Source organism: Micromonospora sp. DT229 (assembly GCF_049844505.1).
GTDB lineage: Bacteria > Actinomycetota > Actinomycetes > Mycobacteriales > Micromonosporaceae > Micromonospora.
In genome coordinates, this window is record NZ_JBNCLD010000004.1 from 269,678 (window position 1) to 285,560 (window position 15,883).

Below are 15,883 nucleotides of genomic sequence, written 5' to 3' on the forward strand. Positions count from 1 at the left end.
GCCGGGTGCCGCCGTCCCGCGCCACAGAACGGGGAACACCCGATGACCGTCAGCAATCCCTCGCCGCTGACCTCCGATGCCGGCTGGTGGCGATCCGCCGTCGTCTACCAGGTCTACGTCCGCAGCTTCGCCGACGCCAACGGGGACGGCATCGGTGATCTCCAGGGCATCCGGCAACGCCTGCCGTACCTGCGTGAGCTGGGCGTGGACGCCCTCTGGTTGACCCCCTTCTACACCTCCCCGATGGTCGACGGCGGGTACGACGTCGCCGACTACCGGGACGTCGACCCGATGTTCGGCACCCTCGGCGACTTCGAGGCGATGATCACCGACGCGCACGCCCTGGGCCTGCGGATCATCGTCGACATCGTGCCCAACCACACCTCCGACCGGCACCCCTGGTTCCAGGCGGCGCTGGCAGCCGGCCCCGGCTCACCGGAACGCGAGCGGTACCTCTTCGCCGACGGCAAGGGTGAGCACGGCGAGCAGCCCCCGAACGACTGGGAGAGCATCTTCGGCGGCCCGGCCTGGACCCGGGTGCCGGACGGCCAGTGGTACCTGCACCTGTTCGACCCGGCCCAGCCCGACCTGAACTGGCGCCACCCGCAGGTACGCGCCGAGTTCGAGGACGTCCTCCGGTTCTGGCTGGACCGTGGGGTGGACGGGTTCCGCATCGACGTGGCCCACGGCATGATCAAAGCCGAGGGGTTGCCGGACGTCGGCTTCAACTCGATGACCACCGGCCGACGTCAGTCCGAACTGCTCGGCAAGGGCAGGTTGCCCTACTTCGACCAGGACGAGGTGCACGACATCTACCGCGCCTGGCGGCCCATCCTGGACAGCTACCCCGGCGGCCGGATGGCGGTGGCCGAGGCCTGGGCCGAGACCCCCCAGCGGCTGGCCCGCTACATCGGGCCGGATGAGCTGCACCAGGCTTTCAGCTTCGACTTCCTCGACGCCACCTGGTCGGCCGACTCCTTCCGCAAGGTCATCGACACCGCCCTGGCCGAGTCGACCATCGTCGGCGCCCCCACCACCTGGGTGCTGTCCAACCATGACCGGCAGCGGCACGTCACCCGCTACGGCGACGGCGAGGTAGGGCTGCGACGGGCCCGCGCCGCCGCACTGCTGATGCTCGCCCTGCCCGGCTGCGCCTACCTCTACCAGGGGGAGGAGCTGGGCCTGCCGGAGGTGCTCGACCTGCCGGACGCGCTGCGCCAGGACCCGGCCTTCCTGCGTACCGGCGAGAGCCGGGACGGCTGCCGGGTGCCGATGCCGTGGAGCGGCGAACTGGCCCCGTACGGCTTCGGCCCGGCCGGTAGCGAACTGAGCTGGCTGCCGGCCCCGGCTACCTGGGGTGCGCTGTCGGTGGCCGCCCAGACCGGGGTGCCCGGCTCGACCCTGGAGCTGTACCGGGCGGCGCTGCGGATCCGCCGCAACCATCCCGCCCTGGCCGGCACCGGCGGCATCACCTGGCAGGAGGCCGACCCCGGGGTGCTCGCCTTCACCCGGGAGGCCGACGACACCGTGCTGACCTGCGTGGTCAACCTCAGCGGCGCCCCGGTACGAGTCGAGGGGTACGGCACCCCCCTGGTGGCCAGCGCGGCGGTCAGTGAGCAGGACGGCGGTCACCTGCTGGACATCGACACGGCTGTCTGGTTCGAGCGCCGCTGATCGGGTAGTCCGTCAGCAACCTGGTCGTCCGGCGTGCTGCGCGCCGCCGGACGACTGGGGCTGACGTCCCTCGGTCGGTCAGCCGCCGGCCAGCCGGGCGGCGATGCGGGCGAACCCGGCGCGTAGCTCGGCCGCGTCCGGGGTCGGCAGAGGGCCCGTGTCCCGTTCCTCCTCGTCCGCCAGGTCCTCCTCGTCGATGGTGTCCTCGTAGTCGCCGTAGAGGTCGGCCCGCTCCGTCTGGACCTCCTCGTCCTGAGCGGCCAACTGGGCGGTGGCTATCTCGCCCCGGATCTGTTCCACGGAGACCGCAGGCACCAGCGGCTCGACCACCGCCATCAACGCCCCGTCGGCGACCACCGCCTCGGCCAGGGCCATGGCGTGTTCCCGCTCGTACGGACCGCAGACCACCGGCTCCCACTCGTCGTCGTCACCGAGCGGACCGAAGGTGATGATCCACGGCAGGTCGCGCATCGGCGAGTCCTCCGGCAGGTCCAGCGTCACGAGTACCCCCACGGGGCCATCATCGTCGCTGCCCGGCCCGCACGCGGCAGGTTCGGCACATCACCGGAAAGGCCTCCGGCTGCTCGCGGTGGCCGCACAATCGGTGACTCGCCGCGCCGGTTCTCGCCAATGACCTCAGCCGGCCCCGCCCGGGGTGCCCGGATCGGTGTCCGAGTCGAATTCCACCCGTCGGCCACCCCGGGCCAGGTCCACCACCCGGCCGCGCCGACTGGTCGCGGCCAGCGCCGCACCGAAGAGCACCAACTGGTTGAGCAGGTACAGGTAGACCAGCAGACCCACCGCGGTGGCCACCACGGTGTACGCCGGATTGTGCTCGACCCGCCCCACCCAGAACCGGCCGACCGTGTTGAGCAGGGTGATGCCGATCGCGACCACCAGCACCACCGGCCGCAGCCGCGCCCGGGTCATCTGCACCCTGGGCACCACGATCAGCAGCAGGGTGGCCAACACCGCGTTGATCAGCACACTGAGCACCGCGCTGATCGTGGTCAACCCGACCGACCCGGTGCTGCGCAGCAGGAATCGCAGCAGGGACTCCAGGGCGTCCACCGCCGCCACCGAGGTGCCGAGCAGCACGAAGACCACCAGCAGCACCCCCAGGTCGACGAACCGGCGGACCACCAGGTTGCCCGGATGCTGGTTGAAACCGTGGATCAGCCGCTGCGAGGAACGGATCGCCTCGACCCACCCGATGCCGGTCAGGACCAGGATCAGCAGACCCACCACCCCGACCGTGCCACTGCTCTCGGCCACCTGGGCCGGGTCGAGGAAGGGCAGGTTCTCCCCGAGGAAATCCTCCGCCGCCGCGCGTACCTCGTCGTTGTCGTCCAGGAGCGCACCGAACGCCGCGTACACCACCAGGGCCAGCGCGAAGACCGCGAAGAAGCCGTAGTACGCGATCGCGGCGGCCAGCCGACCACCCTGAAGATCGGTGTAGCGCACCCCGGCCCGCCACAGATGCCCGAAGGCCGGCCAGCGGTGCCGGGCGGCGCTGAGCCGGCGGTCGATGCCCGCCTCGACCCGACCCAGGAGGTTCACCTCGTCATCCTCACCGTTCGCCGGCCGCCGCGCTCGCCGCTCGGCGACCGAAGGTTCAACCGCCCAGCCGGAAGTCCCGACGGGGCTGGAACCGTGCCTCGCCGCTGTGCGAGAACAGGGTGAAGTGCTTTACCTCGAACATCGCCGAGAAGTCCGCCAGATCCTCGTACGCCTTGTCCAGGGCCTCCGGTGCGACATCCTGCGCCACGGTCACATGCGGGTGGTACGGAAAGCGGAGTTCCCGTTGCAGCTCGGGAGCGGCGTTGATCGCCGCGGCCAGCAGTTCGCACTCGCTGATCCCGGCGGCTACCGCCACGAAGACCACCTGGGTCACCGGCCGGAAGGTGCCGGTGCCCCGCAGGTGCAGGGTGAAGGGCAGGTGGGCCGCAGCCACCCGGGCCAGGTGCCGCTCCACCGCGGGCAGCGTGGACACCGGGATCTCGGTCGGCCCCAGCAGGGTGACATGGGCCGGAACGGTGTTCGGGTCACCGGCCGCCAACCGACGTCGGGTCAGCGTGCCGCCCCACGGCTCGGGGATGTCCACCGCGATGCCGATCTGGACGGTGTCGCCGGCCTCCGGCGCCCCGCTGCCGTGATCCACGTTCCGCGCCACTCCTTCGGCCACCGACCTGTCCGGATCACCCGCGCTGTCGCGGACGACTACTCGCCACGTACCGGCGGGAAGAAACCCACCCGCTCGTACGCCTTGAGCAGGGTCGGCGTCGCCAACCGCCGGGCCTTCTCCGCCCCGACCGCGAGCAGCTTGTCCAACTGGGCCGGGTCGTCGAGGTAGGAGCGGGTGCGCTCCTGGATGGGGGTGACGAACTCCCGGACCACCTCGGCCAGATCCTTCTTCAGATCGCCGTAGCCCTTGCCGTCGTACGCCGCGACCAGATCGTCGATGCTCCGCCCGCTCAACGCCGAGTAGATGGTCAGCAGGTTGGAGATGCCCGGCTTGGTCTCCTCGTCGAAGACGATCTCCCGACCGGTGTCGGTGACCGCCGAACGGATCTTCTTGGCCGAGCGGGCCGGATCGTCCAGCAGGTCGATGATGCCGGCCGGCGACGAGGACGACTTGGACATCTTCGCCGTCGGGTCCTGAAGGTCGGTGATCTTCGCGGTGGCCTTGACGATGTGCGGGGCGGGCACCGTGAAGGTCGACCCGAAGTGGGTGTTGAACCGCTGCGCCAGGTCCCGGGACAGCTCCAGGTGCTGACGCTGGTCCTCGCCCACCGGCACCGCGTTGGCCTGGTAGAGCAGGATGTCGGCGGCCTGGAGGATCGGGTACGTGAACAGGCCCACGCTGGCGCGCTCGTTGCCCTGCTTCTGCGACTTGTCCTTGAACTGGGTCATCCGGCTGGCCTCGCCGAACCCGGTCAGGCACCCCAGCACCCAGGCCAGCTGCGCGTGCTCGGGCACCTGCGACTGCACGAACAGGGTGCACCGCTGCGGGTCCACCCCGACCGCCAGCAGCTGGGCGGCGGCCACCCGGATGCGCTGATGCAGCACCTTGGGATCGTGGCCCGCCGTGATGGCGTGCAGGTCGACCACGCAGTAGACCGCCTCGTGCGACTCCTGCAACGCCACCCAGTGCCGCACCGCACCCAGGTAGTTGCCGAGGTGGAACGAGTCGGCCGTCGGCTGGATGCCGGAGAAGACGCGCGGGCGGGCGGGTACGTCGGACATGCCGGCAATTCTGTCAGCAACGCCCGGCGTACGTCATGACGGGCCGGCGGGTCCGGTCCGGTCGGCGGGTCGGTCCACCGATCTGCGCTGTTCGGGCAGGCGGCCGACGGTGACCGCGAGCCGGGCCACCCGGCGCCCCTCCAGGCTCAACACCCGCAGCAGCCACCCGCCACCCACCCCGGCCGGATCGGGCACCGGAATCTCGTCACCTGGCCTGGGCAGCCGACCCAGGGCGGCCATCACGAACCCGCCCACCGTCTCGTACGGCCCGACGGGCAGCACCACCGAAGTGCGTTCGGCGAAGTCGGCCAGATTCAGTCGACCCTCCACCGCCGTCGGCAGACCGGCCAGCGTCGGCTCCGGCAGCTCGGTGTACTCGTCGTGGATCTCACCGACCAGTTCCTCGATCAGGTCCTCGCAGGTGACGATGCCGGCCGTACCGCCGTACTCGTCGACCACCACGGCCAGGTGGTGGCCCTCCCGCCGCATCTCGGTCAGCGCGGCCAGCACCCGCTTGCTGGCCGGCAGCCGCTTCACCTCTCGGACCAACTCGCCGACCTTCGTGCTCGGCACCCGGTCCGGATGCCACAGCACGTCGCGCAGGTGCACGAAGCCGACCACGTCGTCGTGGGTGCCGTCGACCACCGGGTACCGGGTGTGCGTTCCGGCCCGGACCAGGGGTTCGGCCTCGGCGAGAGTCAACGCCGCCGACAGGAACACCACCTCCGTACGGGGCATCATCACCTCACGGACCAGCCTGGCCCCGGCCACCAGCACCTCGTCGATGATGCGTCGACCCACCGGGTCCAGCACGGTGTTCGCGGCGACCAGATCGCGCAGCTCCGCCTCGCTGATCCGCTCCCGGCCGGCGGCCGGACCCGTACCCAGCAGGGCGGTGACCAGCCGGAGCCCACCGTCGACCGCCCGGACCACCACCCGGGCGACCCCCCGGGCCAGCCGTCCTGGCTCGCGGCGGGGCTGGGTCGGCCGCCACCGGGATCCGCGCCGACGCGCTGCCCGCATGACAGTGATGGTAGTCAGCGCGACGGCCGTAGGCTGTCCATACGCGGCCACACTCAAGGGCCAGGCAGGAGGACCGAGGTGAAACTGCTAGTCACCGGCGGTGCCGGCTTCATCGGCAGCGTGGTTACCCGGATGCTGCTCGACGCGGGTCACCAGGTCGTCGTCCTGGACGATCTGCGCACCGGCCACCGGGAAGCCCTCGCCCCGGACGCCACCCACGTCGAGGCGGACATCCACGACGCCGCGCGGGTGCTCACCCCGCAGGCCGGGTTCGACGGCGTGTTGCACTTCGCCGCGCTGATCGCCGCCGGTGAGTCGATGGTCGCTCCGGAGCGGTACTGGCACAACAACACCGTCGGCTCCCTGGCCCTGCTGGACGCGGTCCGGGCGGCCGGGGTACCCCGACTGGTCTTCTCCTCCACCGCCGCCGTCTACGGCAATCCGATCGAGCTGCCCATCGTCGAGACGGCCGTCAAGGCCCCCACCAACACGTACGGGGCGACCAAGCTGGCCGTCGACATGGCGCTGACCTCCGAGGCGATCGGGCACGGCCTGGCCGCCGTCTCGCTGCGCTACTTCAATGTCGCCGGCGCCTACCTGGACGGTGATGTCGCCCTGGGTGAACGGCACGACCCGGAGACCCACCTCATCCCGATCGCCCTGGAGGTGGCCGCCGACCGGCGGGACAAGCTGCAACTGTTCGGCGACGACTACCCCACTGTCGACGGCACCTGCGTACGCGACTACATCCACGTCGCCGACCTGGCCCGGGCTCACCTGCTCGCCCTGGACGCGGCCCTGCCGGGGCAGCACCGCATCTACAACCTCGGTAACGGCAGCGGTTTCTCCAACCGACAGGTGGTCGAGGTGGTCCGCGAGGTCACCGGCCATCCGGTACCGGTCGAGATGGCGCCCCGCCGCGAAGGGGACCCGGCCGAGCTGGTCGCCTCCGCCGAGTTGGCCCGCGCCGATCTGGGCTGGCAGCCGCAGAAGCCGACCCTGCACGACATTGTCACCGACGCCTGGGCCTTCTACCGCACCCACCGGCTGGCCCAACCGTGATCGACTCCGACCGAAAGGTCGCCGACCGCGCCACCGCCGGCTTCCACCAGGTGTACGCCGAGCCGCCCGCCGGCCGCTGGGCGGCTCCCGGTCGGGTCAACCTGATCGGCGAGCACACCGACTACAACGACGGCTTCGTGCTGCCCTTCGCGCTCCCCCTGCGTACCGTCGTCGCCGCCGCACCCCAGCCGGGCGAGACCTGGAGAGTCTGGTCGGAGCTGACCGGCGAGACGGTCGACTTCGGTGCCGCGCAGGTCACCGGTGCCGGCCGGGTCACCGGCTGGGCCGGCTACGTGGCCGCCATGGTCTGGTCGCTGCGCGAAGCGGGTCACCGGGTGCCCGGCGCCCGCCTGGCGATCGCCTCCGACGTGCCGCTGGGCGCCGGCCTGTCCTCCTCCGCCGCCCTGGAGGCCGCCGTGCTGGCCGCCCTGGTCGACCTCGGCGGCCTGGACCTGCCCGCCGAGGCCCGACCCCGACTCGCCCAACGGGGCGAGAACCAGTACGTCGGGGCCCCCACCGGCGTCATGGACCAGTCCGCGGCGATCCGCTGCCGCGCCGGGCACGCCCTGTTCCTGGACTGCCGCACCGAGCAGGTGGAACACATCCCCTTCGACCTGGCCGCCGCCGGGCTGGTCATCCTGGTGATCGACAGCAACGCCCCGCACCGTCATGTCGACGGCGAGTACGCCGCCCGCCGCGACAGCTGCGAGAAGGCCGCCGCCCTGCTCGGGGTACCCGCGCTACGGGAGGTGCCGACCGAGGGCCTCGACGCGGCGCTGGCCCGGCTACCCGACGACGAGACCCGCCGCCGGGTACGGCATGTGGTCACCGAGAACCAGCGGGTGTGCGACACCGTCGACCTGCTACGGGCCGGGCGGATCCGGCAGATCGGCCCGCTGCTGACCGCCTCGCACACCTCCATGCGCGACGACTTCGCCATCACCGTGCCCCAGGTGGACACCGCCGTCGAGGCGGCACTCGCCGCCGGGGCGCTGGGCGCTCGGATGACCGGCGGCGGCTTCGGTGGCTGCGTCCTGGCCCTGGTCGAGGCCGACCAGTCCGCCCCGGTCGCGCAGGCCGTCGCGACCGCGTACGCCCGACGTGGCTTCACCGCCCCCACCCACACCACCGTCACCCCCGCCGACGGCGCCACCCGCCTCGACTGACCCGCCCACCCGCCCAGCCCTCGGCACGTCATTACGCCTCGATGCGGGATCGAGTGGCTATCGGTGGCCCGGATGCCACTCGATCCCGAATCGAGCGCGATCTTGGGGTGACGGTAAGGGTGCGTCGGGGGCAGGGCTGGCGGGGGTCAGGGGGTTTCGACGATCATGCCGGCGCCGACTGTACGGTTGGTGCTCTCGTCGATGATGACGAACCCTCCCGTGGTGCGGTTACGGCGGTACTCGTCGGCGAGCAGCGGGATGGTGGTACGCAGCCGGACCCGACCGATCTCGTTGAGCCGCAGCTCGCCCGCCGACTCGTCCCGGTGCAGGGTGTTGATGTCCAGGCGGTAGTGCAGACCGCGCACGATCGCCCGAGCCGCCCGGGTGGTGTGCTTGATCGCGTACTTGCCACCGACCTGCAACGGGCGGCTCTCGTCCATCCAGCAGACCATCGCCTCGATGTCCTGGGCCACGGCCGGGGCATTGTTCGGACGGCAGATCATGTCGCCCCGGGAGATGTCGATCTCGTCTGCCAGCCGTACCGTCACCGACATCGGCGGGAATGCCTCCGTGACCGGCCCGTCGGCGGTCTCGACCGAGGAGATCCGGCTGGTGAAGCCGGAGGGCAGCACCATCACCTCGTCTCCCGGCTTGAGCACCCCGGAGGCCACCTGGCCGGCGTAGCCCCGGTAGTCGGTCACGACAGTCGACTGTGGGCGGATGACGTACTGCACCGGGAACCGGACGTCGACCAGGTTGCGGTCACTGGCGATGTGCACCCGCTCCAGGTGATGCAGCAGCGCCGGGCCCTCGTACCAGGGCATCCGCTCCGACCGGGTGACGATGTTGTCACCCTTGAGCGCGGAGATCGGCACCACGGTCAGGTCCGGCACGTCCAGCTTCGCCGCGAACGCGGTGAACTCGTCGGCGATCCGGTCGAACACCTCCTGGGAGTAGTCGACCAGATCCATCTTGTTCACACAGAGCACCAGGTGCGGCACCCGCAGCAGGGAGCAGAGGAAGGCGTGCCGGCGCGACTGCTCCACCAGTCCCTTGCGGGCGTCGACCAGGATCAGCGCCAGGTCGGCGGTCGAGGCGCCGGTGACCATGTTGCGGGTGTACTGGATGTGCCCCGGAGTGTCCGCGATGATGAACTTGCGCCGCGGGGTGGCGAAGTAGCGGTACGCCACGTCGATGGTGATGCCCTGCTCCCGCTCGGCCCGCAGACCGTCGGTGAGCAAGGCCAGGTCGGTGTACTCGTCGCCCCGGGCCGCGCTGACCGCCTCCACCGCGGCCAGCTGGTCGGTGAACAGCGACTTGGTGTCGTACAGCAGCCGACCGATCAGGGTCGACTTGCCGTCGTCCACACTGCCGGCCGTGGCGAACCGCAGCAGATCCATGGGGCGGGCCTCCGACGCGGCCCCAGCACCGGCGGGGGTCGGGTCCGTAGCGTCGCCCGGCGTGAGCGTCTCGGTGGTCATCAGAAGTAGCCCTCCCGCTTGCGGTCCTCCATCGCGGCCTCACTGACCCGGTCGTCACCCCGGGTGGCCCCGCGCTCGGTGATCCGGGTCGCGGCGACCTCCTCGATGACCTTCTCGACGGTGTCCGCGTCCGAGCGGACCGCCGCCGTGCAGGAGGCGTCGCCCACCGTCCGGTACCGCACTCGGGCCTTGAACCGCTCCTCACCGGCACGGGCCGACAGGAACTCGTTCACCGCGTAGAGCATCCCGTCGCGTTCGATCACTTCACGCTCGTGCGCGTAGTAGATCGACGGCAGCTCGATCCGCTCCCGGGCGATGTAATGCCATACGTCCAGTTCGGTCCAGTTGGACAGCGGGAACACCCGAATCGATTCTCCCGGGTGGTGTCGCCCGTTGTAGAGCGACCACAACTCCGGTCGCTGGTTCTTCGGATCCCACTGGCCGAACTCGTCGCGGAAACTGAACATGCGCTCCTTGGCGCGGGCCTTCTCCTCGTCCCGGCGGGCCCCACCGAAAAGCGCATCGAACCGGTGCTTCTCCACCGCGTCCAGCAGCACCGGGGTCTGGATCCGGTTCCGCATACCGTCTGCCGACTCCCGGACCAGCCCGCTGGCCAGGGCCTCCGGCACACTGGCCACCACCAGTTGCAGACCCAACTCGGCCACCCGACGGTCGCGGTAGTCCAGCACCTCGGGGAAGTTGTGGCCGGTGTCGACATGCATCACCGGGAACGGGATCTGCGCCGGGGCGAACGCCTTCTGCGCCAGCCGAAGCATGACGATCGAGTCCTTGCCGCCGGAGAAGAGCAGTACCGGCCGCTCCATCTCGGCGACCACCTCGCGCATCACGAAGATGCTCTCCGCCTCCAAGGCGTCGAGGTGGGTGACCTGGTAAGCCGCGGTCATGACACCGACTCGATTCGCTCGCTCATCCGCTTTCCAGACCTTTCCGGTCGGAGATGTCAGAAAGTAGCGCCAGGCTACCCGCCATGCCGGTGCAGCGCTGCAAGTAACCGGCTGGCGAGATCCGCACGGCACACCAACAGATCAGGCAGACGGGGGTCCGCCTCGTTGTATTTCAGCGCAGAACCGTCGATCCGGGAAGCGTGCAGTCCGGTGGCCGTCGCCACAGCCACCGGCGCGGCCGAGTCCCACTCGTACTGCCCGCCCGCATGGATGTACGCGTCCACCTCGCCGGTCACCACCGCAGCGATCTTCGCGCCGGCCGATCCCATCGGCACCAACTCCGCCCCGACCTCCTCGGCCAGGGCGGTCAGGAACGCCGGGGGCCGGCTCCGGCTGGCCGCCAGACGCAGCCGCCCAGCAGTGACCGAGCGCGGCGGGTCGGCGGGCGGCTGGTCGGTCGCCAACACCCGCTGCTGTGCCGGCAACCCGACAGCACCCGCGATCAGGCCGTGCGAAGCCTGCGCGTCACGCGCCCACAGGGCCACATGAACCGCCCAGTCCGTACGCCCCTGCTCGCTAAACTCCCGCGTACCGTCCAAGGGGTCGATGATCCACACCCGGTCCGCGGTCAACCGGGACCCGGACGCCGCCTCGCCCTGCCGGGAGGCCCGCCGGGAGCCCTCGTCCTCCTCGGAGAGCACCGCGTCACCCGGGCGCCACTTCGCCAACTCGGCCCGGATCAGCTCATGCGAGACCTTGTCCCCGGCCGACTTCAGCGCGGCGGGGTCCTCGAACCCCAGCTCCGCGCGGAGGCCCACCAGCGCCTCGCCCGCCCTGGCCGCCAACCAGCGAGCGAACTCTCCGTCGACCATCGGAGGACTGCTCATGTCCTGCGCTCTCCCGTCGCAATCCGGCTACGTCGAGCAGCCGCCCCGCTCGGCCACGAACCGACACTATCGGCCGGCCACCTAAGAACCCTCAGGCGCCGTGATAAGCATTCTGCGTCGGCTCGACACCTTTGGTGATCACCGACTCCACCACATCAGCGGCCCGATCCACCAGGAATTCCAACTCCTTGCGCTCCGCCGCGCCGAAATCCGACAGCACGTAGTCCGCCGGGTCCTGCCGCCCCGGGGGGCGACCGATGCCGAACCGCACCCGCACGTAGTCCTTCGTGGCCAGCGACTTCGACATCGAGCGCAGCCCGTTGTGCCCGCCCTCGCCCCCGCCCCGCTTCACCCGCACCTGGCCGTACTCGATGTCCAACTCGTCGTGCACCGCGATCACCTGAGCCGGTGGCACCTTGAAGAACTGGGCCAGGCCGGCCACCGGCCCTCCGGACAGGTTCATGTACGTCAACGGTTTGAGCAGCACCAACTTCGGCCCACCGAAGCCCAGCCGCGCCTCGGCCACGTCCGCCATCGCCCGCTTGTACCGGCCGAAGGTCGCGCCCAGCCGATCAGCCAACAGATCGGCCACCATAAAACCGACATTGTGCCGGTTGCCTGCGTACTGCCGACCCGGGTTGCCCAGCCCGACCACCAGCCACGGCCCGGTCTCCTCCGTCACCGCCCGTCCCTCCGTCATCCGCACCCGCCAGGGCTACCCCGATACGCCGACAGGCGCCCCCGGAACCGGGGACGCCTGTCGCACAGCTTACGAACCGATCAGGCCTCGGTCTTCGCCTCGGCCGTCTCCTCGCCACCGGCAGCCGCCGGCTCACCGGCCTCGGCACCCTCGGAGGACGCGGCGGCCTCCTCGCCGACCCCAGCCTCGGCCTCGGCGTCGGCCACCTCGACCTCGGGCAGGGTCGCCTCAAGCTGCTCGGCGGTGGGCGCCGCGGTCACCGTGGCGACCGTCTGCTCCGGGTCGCCGGCCAGTTCCACACCGGCCGGCAGGTCGACATCCGCGGCGGTGACCTGGACACCCGCCTCGGCGCCCTCGATCGAGGCCTCCAGGTGATCCGGCACCTTGGTCGCGTCGGCGGTCACCGACACCGTGTCGTGGTCGTGCACGATCAGGGTGTCCTTCGCGGCCTCACCGGTCAGCTCGACCGGAACCTCGACGGTGACCTTCTCGCCCCGACGCACCAGCAGCAGGTCGACGTGCTCGAAGGTGTCCTTGATCGGGTCACGCTGAATCGCCTTCGGCAGGGCCAGGGCCTGCGTGCCGTCACTGACCTCGATCGCGAAGAGCTGGTTGGCACCACCCTTGCGGATGGCCGCCGCGAACTCACGCGCGGGCAGCGCGATGTGCTTGGGCTTCTCACCGTGCCCGTACAGCACGGCGGGCACCATGCCGGCCCGGCGGGTACGACGGGCACCACCCTTGCCGAACTCGGTACGGGGCTCGGCGCTGATCTTTACCTCGGACACGGGAAAACTCCTGATGCTTCGCTGCGGCAGCTTGTCGTCTGGCGGTGCTGGGCGAGGGGCTCGCAAGGGCTCATGCGTCAGCAGACTGCCCGGAGCACCGCGTCGATCACGGTGCCTCCGTGCGGCGCTTTTCAGCGGCCCGCAGGGCACCCTCGCCGTGGCAACCGCACCAGTCTACCCGAGCAGAATCCCGAAGTTCCGGCAGTCCCCGTACCACCGCCACCGACCGGCCCGCAGCGCATTTCCGCCGCCACCGGCCCGGGATGAATCCGGACGAGTCGACCGACCCGTCCGGATTCTATCGATCAGCTGAGCCCACCGAAGAGGGTCGTCACCGACCCGTCGTCGAACACCTCACGAATGGCCCGCGCCAGCAGCGGCGCGATGGACAGCACGGTCAGCTTGTCGAGTTGCTTCTCCGGCGGCAGCGGCAGGGTGTTGGTCACCACCACCTCGCTGATCGGGCTGTTCTTCAACCGCTCCGTCGCCGGGTCGGAGAGCAGGGCGTGGGTCGACGCCACGATCACATCCGCCGCACCGGACTCCTTCAGGATGTCCGCGGCCTTGCAGATCGTCCCGCCCGTGTCGATCATGTCGTCGACGATCAGACAGACCCGACCCTCGACCTCACCGACCACCCGGTTCGCCACCACCTGGTTCGGCTTCAGCGGGTCCCGGGTCTTGTGGATGAACGCCAGCGGGCAGCCACCGAGGCGGTCGGTCCACCGCTCGGCCACCCGCACCCGCCCCGAATCCGGGGCGACCACCGTCATCGGCCGACCGGCGTACCTGCGCTCCACGTACTCGGCCAGGATGTCCATCGCGAAGAGGTGATCCACCGGCCCGTCGAAGAAGCCCTGGATCTGCGCGGTGTGCAGGTCCACCGTGAGGATCCGGTTCGCCCCGGCCGTCTTCAGCAGATCCGCGACCAGCCGGGCCGAGATCGGCTCCCGACCCCGGTGCTTCTTGTCCTGCCGGGAGTACGGATAGAACGGCAGAACCACGGTGATGCGCTTGGCGGAACCCCGCTTCAACGCGTCAACCATGATCAGGGTCTCCATGACCCAGGTGTTCACCCCGTGCGTGACGGACTGCACCACGAAGGCGTCCGAACCACGTACCGAGTCCTTGAACCGTACGAAGATCTCGCCGTTGGCGAACTCGTACGCGTCGGCCGGCGTCGGCGCTACACCGAGCACCTCGCCGATCTCCTTGGCCAGCTCCGGAAAGCCACGTCCGGAAAAGAGCATCAGGCTCTTGCGGTTTTCGGCGACGATGCTGCCCATGGGCCCGTCTGCTCCCGTTTTAGGTCGGTGGTACCCGGCCTGAAGGTGGTAGCCGGCCGGGGACTATTCGGTTGCAGTATCTCCCGCCTCGGTCACGGTTCCCACCGACTCGGCAGCACCGTGGATTGCCTCACCTTCACTTGCGGGCGGAACCTGGGACGGAGCACCCTGCAAGGCCCGCTCGGCCGCCTCCGCCGAAACCGTCCCGGGCCGGTTGCGCGCCACCCAACCACCGATGTTGCGCTGCTGCGCCCGGGTCACCCCCAGGGCACCCGGCGGTACGTCCGTGGTGATCGCACTGCCCGCCGCCACGTACGCCCCCGGCCCCACCTCGACCGGCGCGATCAGGTTCGTGTCACAGCCCACGAAGGCCCCCTCGCCGATCACGGTCCGGCTCTTCTTCACCCCGTCGTAGTTCACGAAGATCGTCGCCGCGCCGATGTTCGCCTGCGCCCCGATCGTCGCGTCACCCACGTACGACAGGTGTGGCACCTTGGCCCCCGCACCCACCTCGGAGTTCTTCACCTCGACGAAGGTGCCGACCTTCGACTTCTCCGCCAACCGGGCGTCCGGCCGCAGATAGGCGTACGGGCCGACACTGGCGCCCGGACCGACCTCGGCGCCCACCGCATGGCTGCGCAGCACCGTCGCGCCGGCGTGCACCACCGTGTCGATCAGCGTCACGTCCGGACCCACCACCGCACCACTGCCGACCACCGAACCGCCCCGCAGTTGGGTGTTCTGGTCCACCACCGCGTCCCGGTCCAGGGCCACCGTCACGTCGATCCAGGTCGTGGCCGGGTCGAGCAGGCTCACCCCGGCGCGCATCCAGCCCTCGTTGACCCGGTCCCGCAGCAGTCGCCGCAGCCCCGCCAACTCCACCCGGTCGTTGCAGCCCAGGGTCTCGGTGTGGTCGGCCGCCCGGTGCACCGCCACCGGCTCCCCGGCCGAGACCAGCAGGCCGAACACGTCGGTCAGGTACTCCTCGCCCTGGTCGTTGTCGGTGGAGAGCTTGCCCAGCACGTCCCGCAACCGACCGACGTCGAAGGCGTAGATGCCGGCGTTGATCTCCTTGATCGCCAGTTGACCTGCGGTGGCGTCGCGCTGCTCGACGATCTGCTCCAGCCGACCCGCCGAGTCCCGCACGATGCGGCCCAGGCCGGTCGGATCCGGCACCTCGGCGGTCAGCACGGTGGCCGCGGCCCGCTCCCCCTCGTGCGTCGCCACCAGGGCGGCGACCGTCTCCGGGCGCAGCAGCGGCACGTCACCGTTGAGCACGACCACCGTCCCGGTCGCCTCCGGCGCCGCCTCCAACGCGATCCGGACCGCGTGCCCGGTGCCGAGCTGCACGGCCTGATGCACCGCGGTGGCCTCCGGGGCCACCTCGGCCAGGTGTGCCCGGACCTGGTCCGCGCCGTGCCCCACCACCACCATCGTCCGCTGGGCCCCCAGCGGCTCGGCCGCGCTCAACACATGCCCGAGCAACGTTCGACCAAGCAGCGGGTGCAACACCTTGGGCATGGAGGACTTCATCCGCTTGCCCTCACCGGCGGCGAGCACGACGACGGTACGGAGTTGGGGCTCGGACACGACGTGGCTCCCGTCGGACGCGGACAGTCTCGCGGCCATGCTAACCAGACAATCCGTTTGCGATCGGCATGGCCA

15 protein-coding genes are annotated in these 15,883 nt (G+C 70.4%); 3 read left to right on the forward strand and 12 right to left on the reverse strand.

Annotation, left to right across the window (positions count from 1 at the left end):
* The first annotated feature begins 42 nt into the window (after positions 1-42).
* On the forward strand, positions 43-1,674 hold the full coding sequence (locus tag ACLQ2T_RS08655) for a glycoside hydrolase family 13 protein (protein WP_425765463.1): 1,632 nt from the start codon (positions 43-45) through the stop codon (positions 1,672-1,674).
* A 78-nt stretch (positions 1,675-1,752) separates the two neighbouring features.
* Here the strand turns inward: ACLQ2T_RS08655 and ACLQ2T_RS08660 are convergent, their stop codons facing one another.
* The 5 genes from ACLQ2T_RS08660 to ACLQ2T_RS08680 form a co-directional block, all read right to left on the reverse strand.
* The gene (locus tag ACLQ2T_RS08660) at positions 1,753-2,187 is read right to left on the reverse strand and encodes a hypothetical protein (RefSeq protein ID WP_425765464.1); all 435 of its coding nucleotides are present in this window, start codon (positions 2,185-2,187) and stop codon (positions 1,753-1,755) included.
* 123 nt (positions 2,188-2,310) lie between these two features.
* A complete protein-coding gene (locus tag ACLQ2T_RS08665) occupies positions 2,311-3,234 on the reverse strand; it encodes a YihY/virulence factor BrkB family protein (RefSeq protein ID WP_425765465.1) in 924 nt (307 codons plus the stop codon).
* 55 nt (positions 3,235-3,289) lie between these two features.
* Positions 3,290-3,859 carry a 2'-5' RNA ligase family protein gene (locus ACLQ2T_RS08670; RefSeq protein WP_425765466.1) on the reverse strand — a complete coding sequence of 190 codons (570 nt, stop codon included), beginning with the start codon at positions 3,857-3,859 and terminating at the stop codon, positions 3,290-3,292.
* 35 nt (positions 3,860-3,894) lie between these two features.
* Positions 3,895-4,920: a tryptophan--tRNA ligase gene (gene trpS / locus ACLQ2T_RS08675; RefSeq protein WP_425765467.1), complete on the reverse strand. Its 1,026-nt coding sequence runs from the start codon at positions 4,918-4,920 to the stop codon at positions 3,895-3,897.
* A 33-nt stretch (positions 4,921-4,953) separates the two neighbouring features.
* Complete coding sequence (locus ACLQ2T_RS08680; protein WP_425765468.1) at positions 4,954-5,943, reverse strand: hemolysin family protein; 990 nt, start codon at positions 5,941-5,943, stop codon at positions 4,954-4,956.
* Positions 5,944-6,021: 78 nt separating this feature from the next.
* Between ACLQ2T_RS08680 and galE the strand changes: the two genes are divergently transcribed.
* Entirely contained in the window at positions 6,022-7,005 is a 984-nt protein-coding gene (gene galE, locus ACLQ2T_RS08685) for a UDP-glucose 4-epimerase GalE (protein ID WP_425765469.1), read from the forward strand.
* On the forward strand, positions 7,002-8,171 hold the full coding sequence (gene galK / locus ACLQ2T_RS08690; RefSeq protein WP_425765470.1) for a galactokinase: 1,170 nt from the start codon (positions 7,002-7,004) through the stop codon (positions 8,169-8,171). Before galE ends, galK begins: the two co-directional genes overlap by 4 nt.
* Positions 8,172-8,317: 146 nt before the next feature.
* Here the strand turns inward: galK and cysN are convergent, their stop codons facing one another.
* The 7 genes from cysN to glmU form a co-directional block, all read right to left on the reverse strand.
* Positions 8,318-9,571: a sulfate adenylyltransferase subunit CysN gene (gene cysN / locus ACLQ2T_RS08695; RefSeq protein WP_425765594.1), complete on the reverse strand. Its 1,254-nt coding sequence runs from the start codon at positions 9,569-9,571 to the stop codon at positions 8,318-8,320.
* An 80-nt stretch (positions 9,572-9,651) separates the two neighbouring features.
* Positions 9,652-10,557 (reverse strand): sulfate adenylyltransferase subunit CysD, encoded by a 906-nt coding sequence (gene cysD, locus ACLQ2T_RS08700; RefSeq protein WP_425765471.1) that lies wholly within the window; start codon positions 10,555-10,557, stop codon positions 9,652-9,654.
* A gap of 74 nt (positions 10,558-10,631) precedes the next feature.
* The gene (locus ACLQ2T_RS08705) at positions 10,632-11,444 is read right to left on the reverse strand and encodes an inositol monophosphatase family protein (protein WP_425765472.1); all 813 of its coding nucleotides are present in this window, start codon (positions 11,442-11,444) and stop codon (positions 10,632-10,634) included.
* A gap of 91 nt (positions 11,445-11,535) precedes the next feature.
* Complete coding sequence (gene pth / locus ACLQ2T_RS08710) at positions 11,536-12,126, reverse strand: aminoacyl-tRNA hydrolase (protein ID WP_425765595.1); 591 nt, start codon at positions 12,124-12,126, stop codon at positions 11,536-11,538.
* Between the two features lie 98 nt (positions 12,127-12,224).
* Positions 12,225-12,932 carry a 50S ribosomal protein L25/general stress protein Ctc gene (locus tag ACLQ2T_RS08715; RefSeq protein ID WP_425765473.1) on the reverse strand — a complete coding sequence of 236 codons (708 nt, stop codon included), beginning with the start codon at positions 12,930-12,932 and terminating at the stop codon, positions 12,225-12,227.
* A gap of 305 nt (positions 12,933-13,237) precedes the next feature.
* Complete coding sequence (locus ACLQ2T_RS08720; RefSeq protein ID WP_013731491.1) at positions 13,238-14,218, reverse strand: ribose-phosphate diphosphokinase; 981 nt, start codon at positions 14,216-14,218, stop codon at positions 13,238-13,240.
* A 63-nt stretch (positions 14,219-14,281) separates the two neighbouring features.
* A complete protein-coding gene (gene glmU / locus ACLQ2T_RS08725) occupies positions 14,282-15,808 on the reverse strand; it encodes a bifunctional UDP-N-acetylglucosamine diphosphorylase/glucosamine-1-phosphate N-acetyltransferase GlmU (RefSeq protein ID WP_425765474.1) in 1,527 nt (508 codons plus the stop codon).
* Positions 15,809-15,883: the final 75 nt, after the last annotated feature.

What these genes read in the sequence shown, in the direction of transcription:
- ACLQ2T_RS08655 (WP_425765463.1), top strand. Translation starts at nt 43, where the DNA reads ATGACCGTCAGCAATCCCTCGCCGCTGACCTCCGATGCCGGCTGGTGG.
- trpS (WP_425765467.1), bottom strand. Translation starts at nt 4,920, where the DNA reads ATGTCCGACGTACCCGCCCGCCCGCGCGTCTTCTCCGGCATCCAGCCG.
- ACLQ2T_RS08680 (WP_425765468.1), bottom strand. Translation starts at nt 5,943, where the DNA reads ATGCGGGCAGCGCGTCGGCGCGGATCCCGGTGGCGGCCGACCCAGCCC.
- cysN (WP_425765594.1), bottom strand. Translation starts at nt 9,571, where the DNA reads ATGGATCTGCTGCGGTTCGCCACGGCCGGCAGTGTGGACGACGGCAAG.
- cysD (WP_425765471.1), bottom strand. Translation starts at nt 10,557, where the DNA reads ATGACCGCGGCTTACCAGGTCACCCACCTCGACGCCTTGGAGGCGGAG.
- ACLQ2T_RS08705 (WP_425765472.1), bottom strand. Translation starts at nt 11,444, where the DNA reads ATGAGCAGTCCTCCGATGGTCGACGGAGAGTTCGCTCGCTGGTTGGCG.
- ACLQ2T_RS08720 (WP_013731491.1), bottom strand. Translation starts at nt 14,218, where the DNA reads ATGGGCAGCATCGTCGCCGAAAACCGCAAGAGCCTGATGCTCTTTTCC.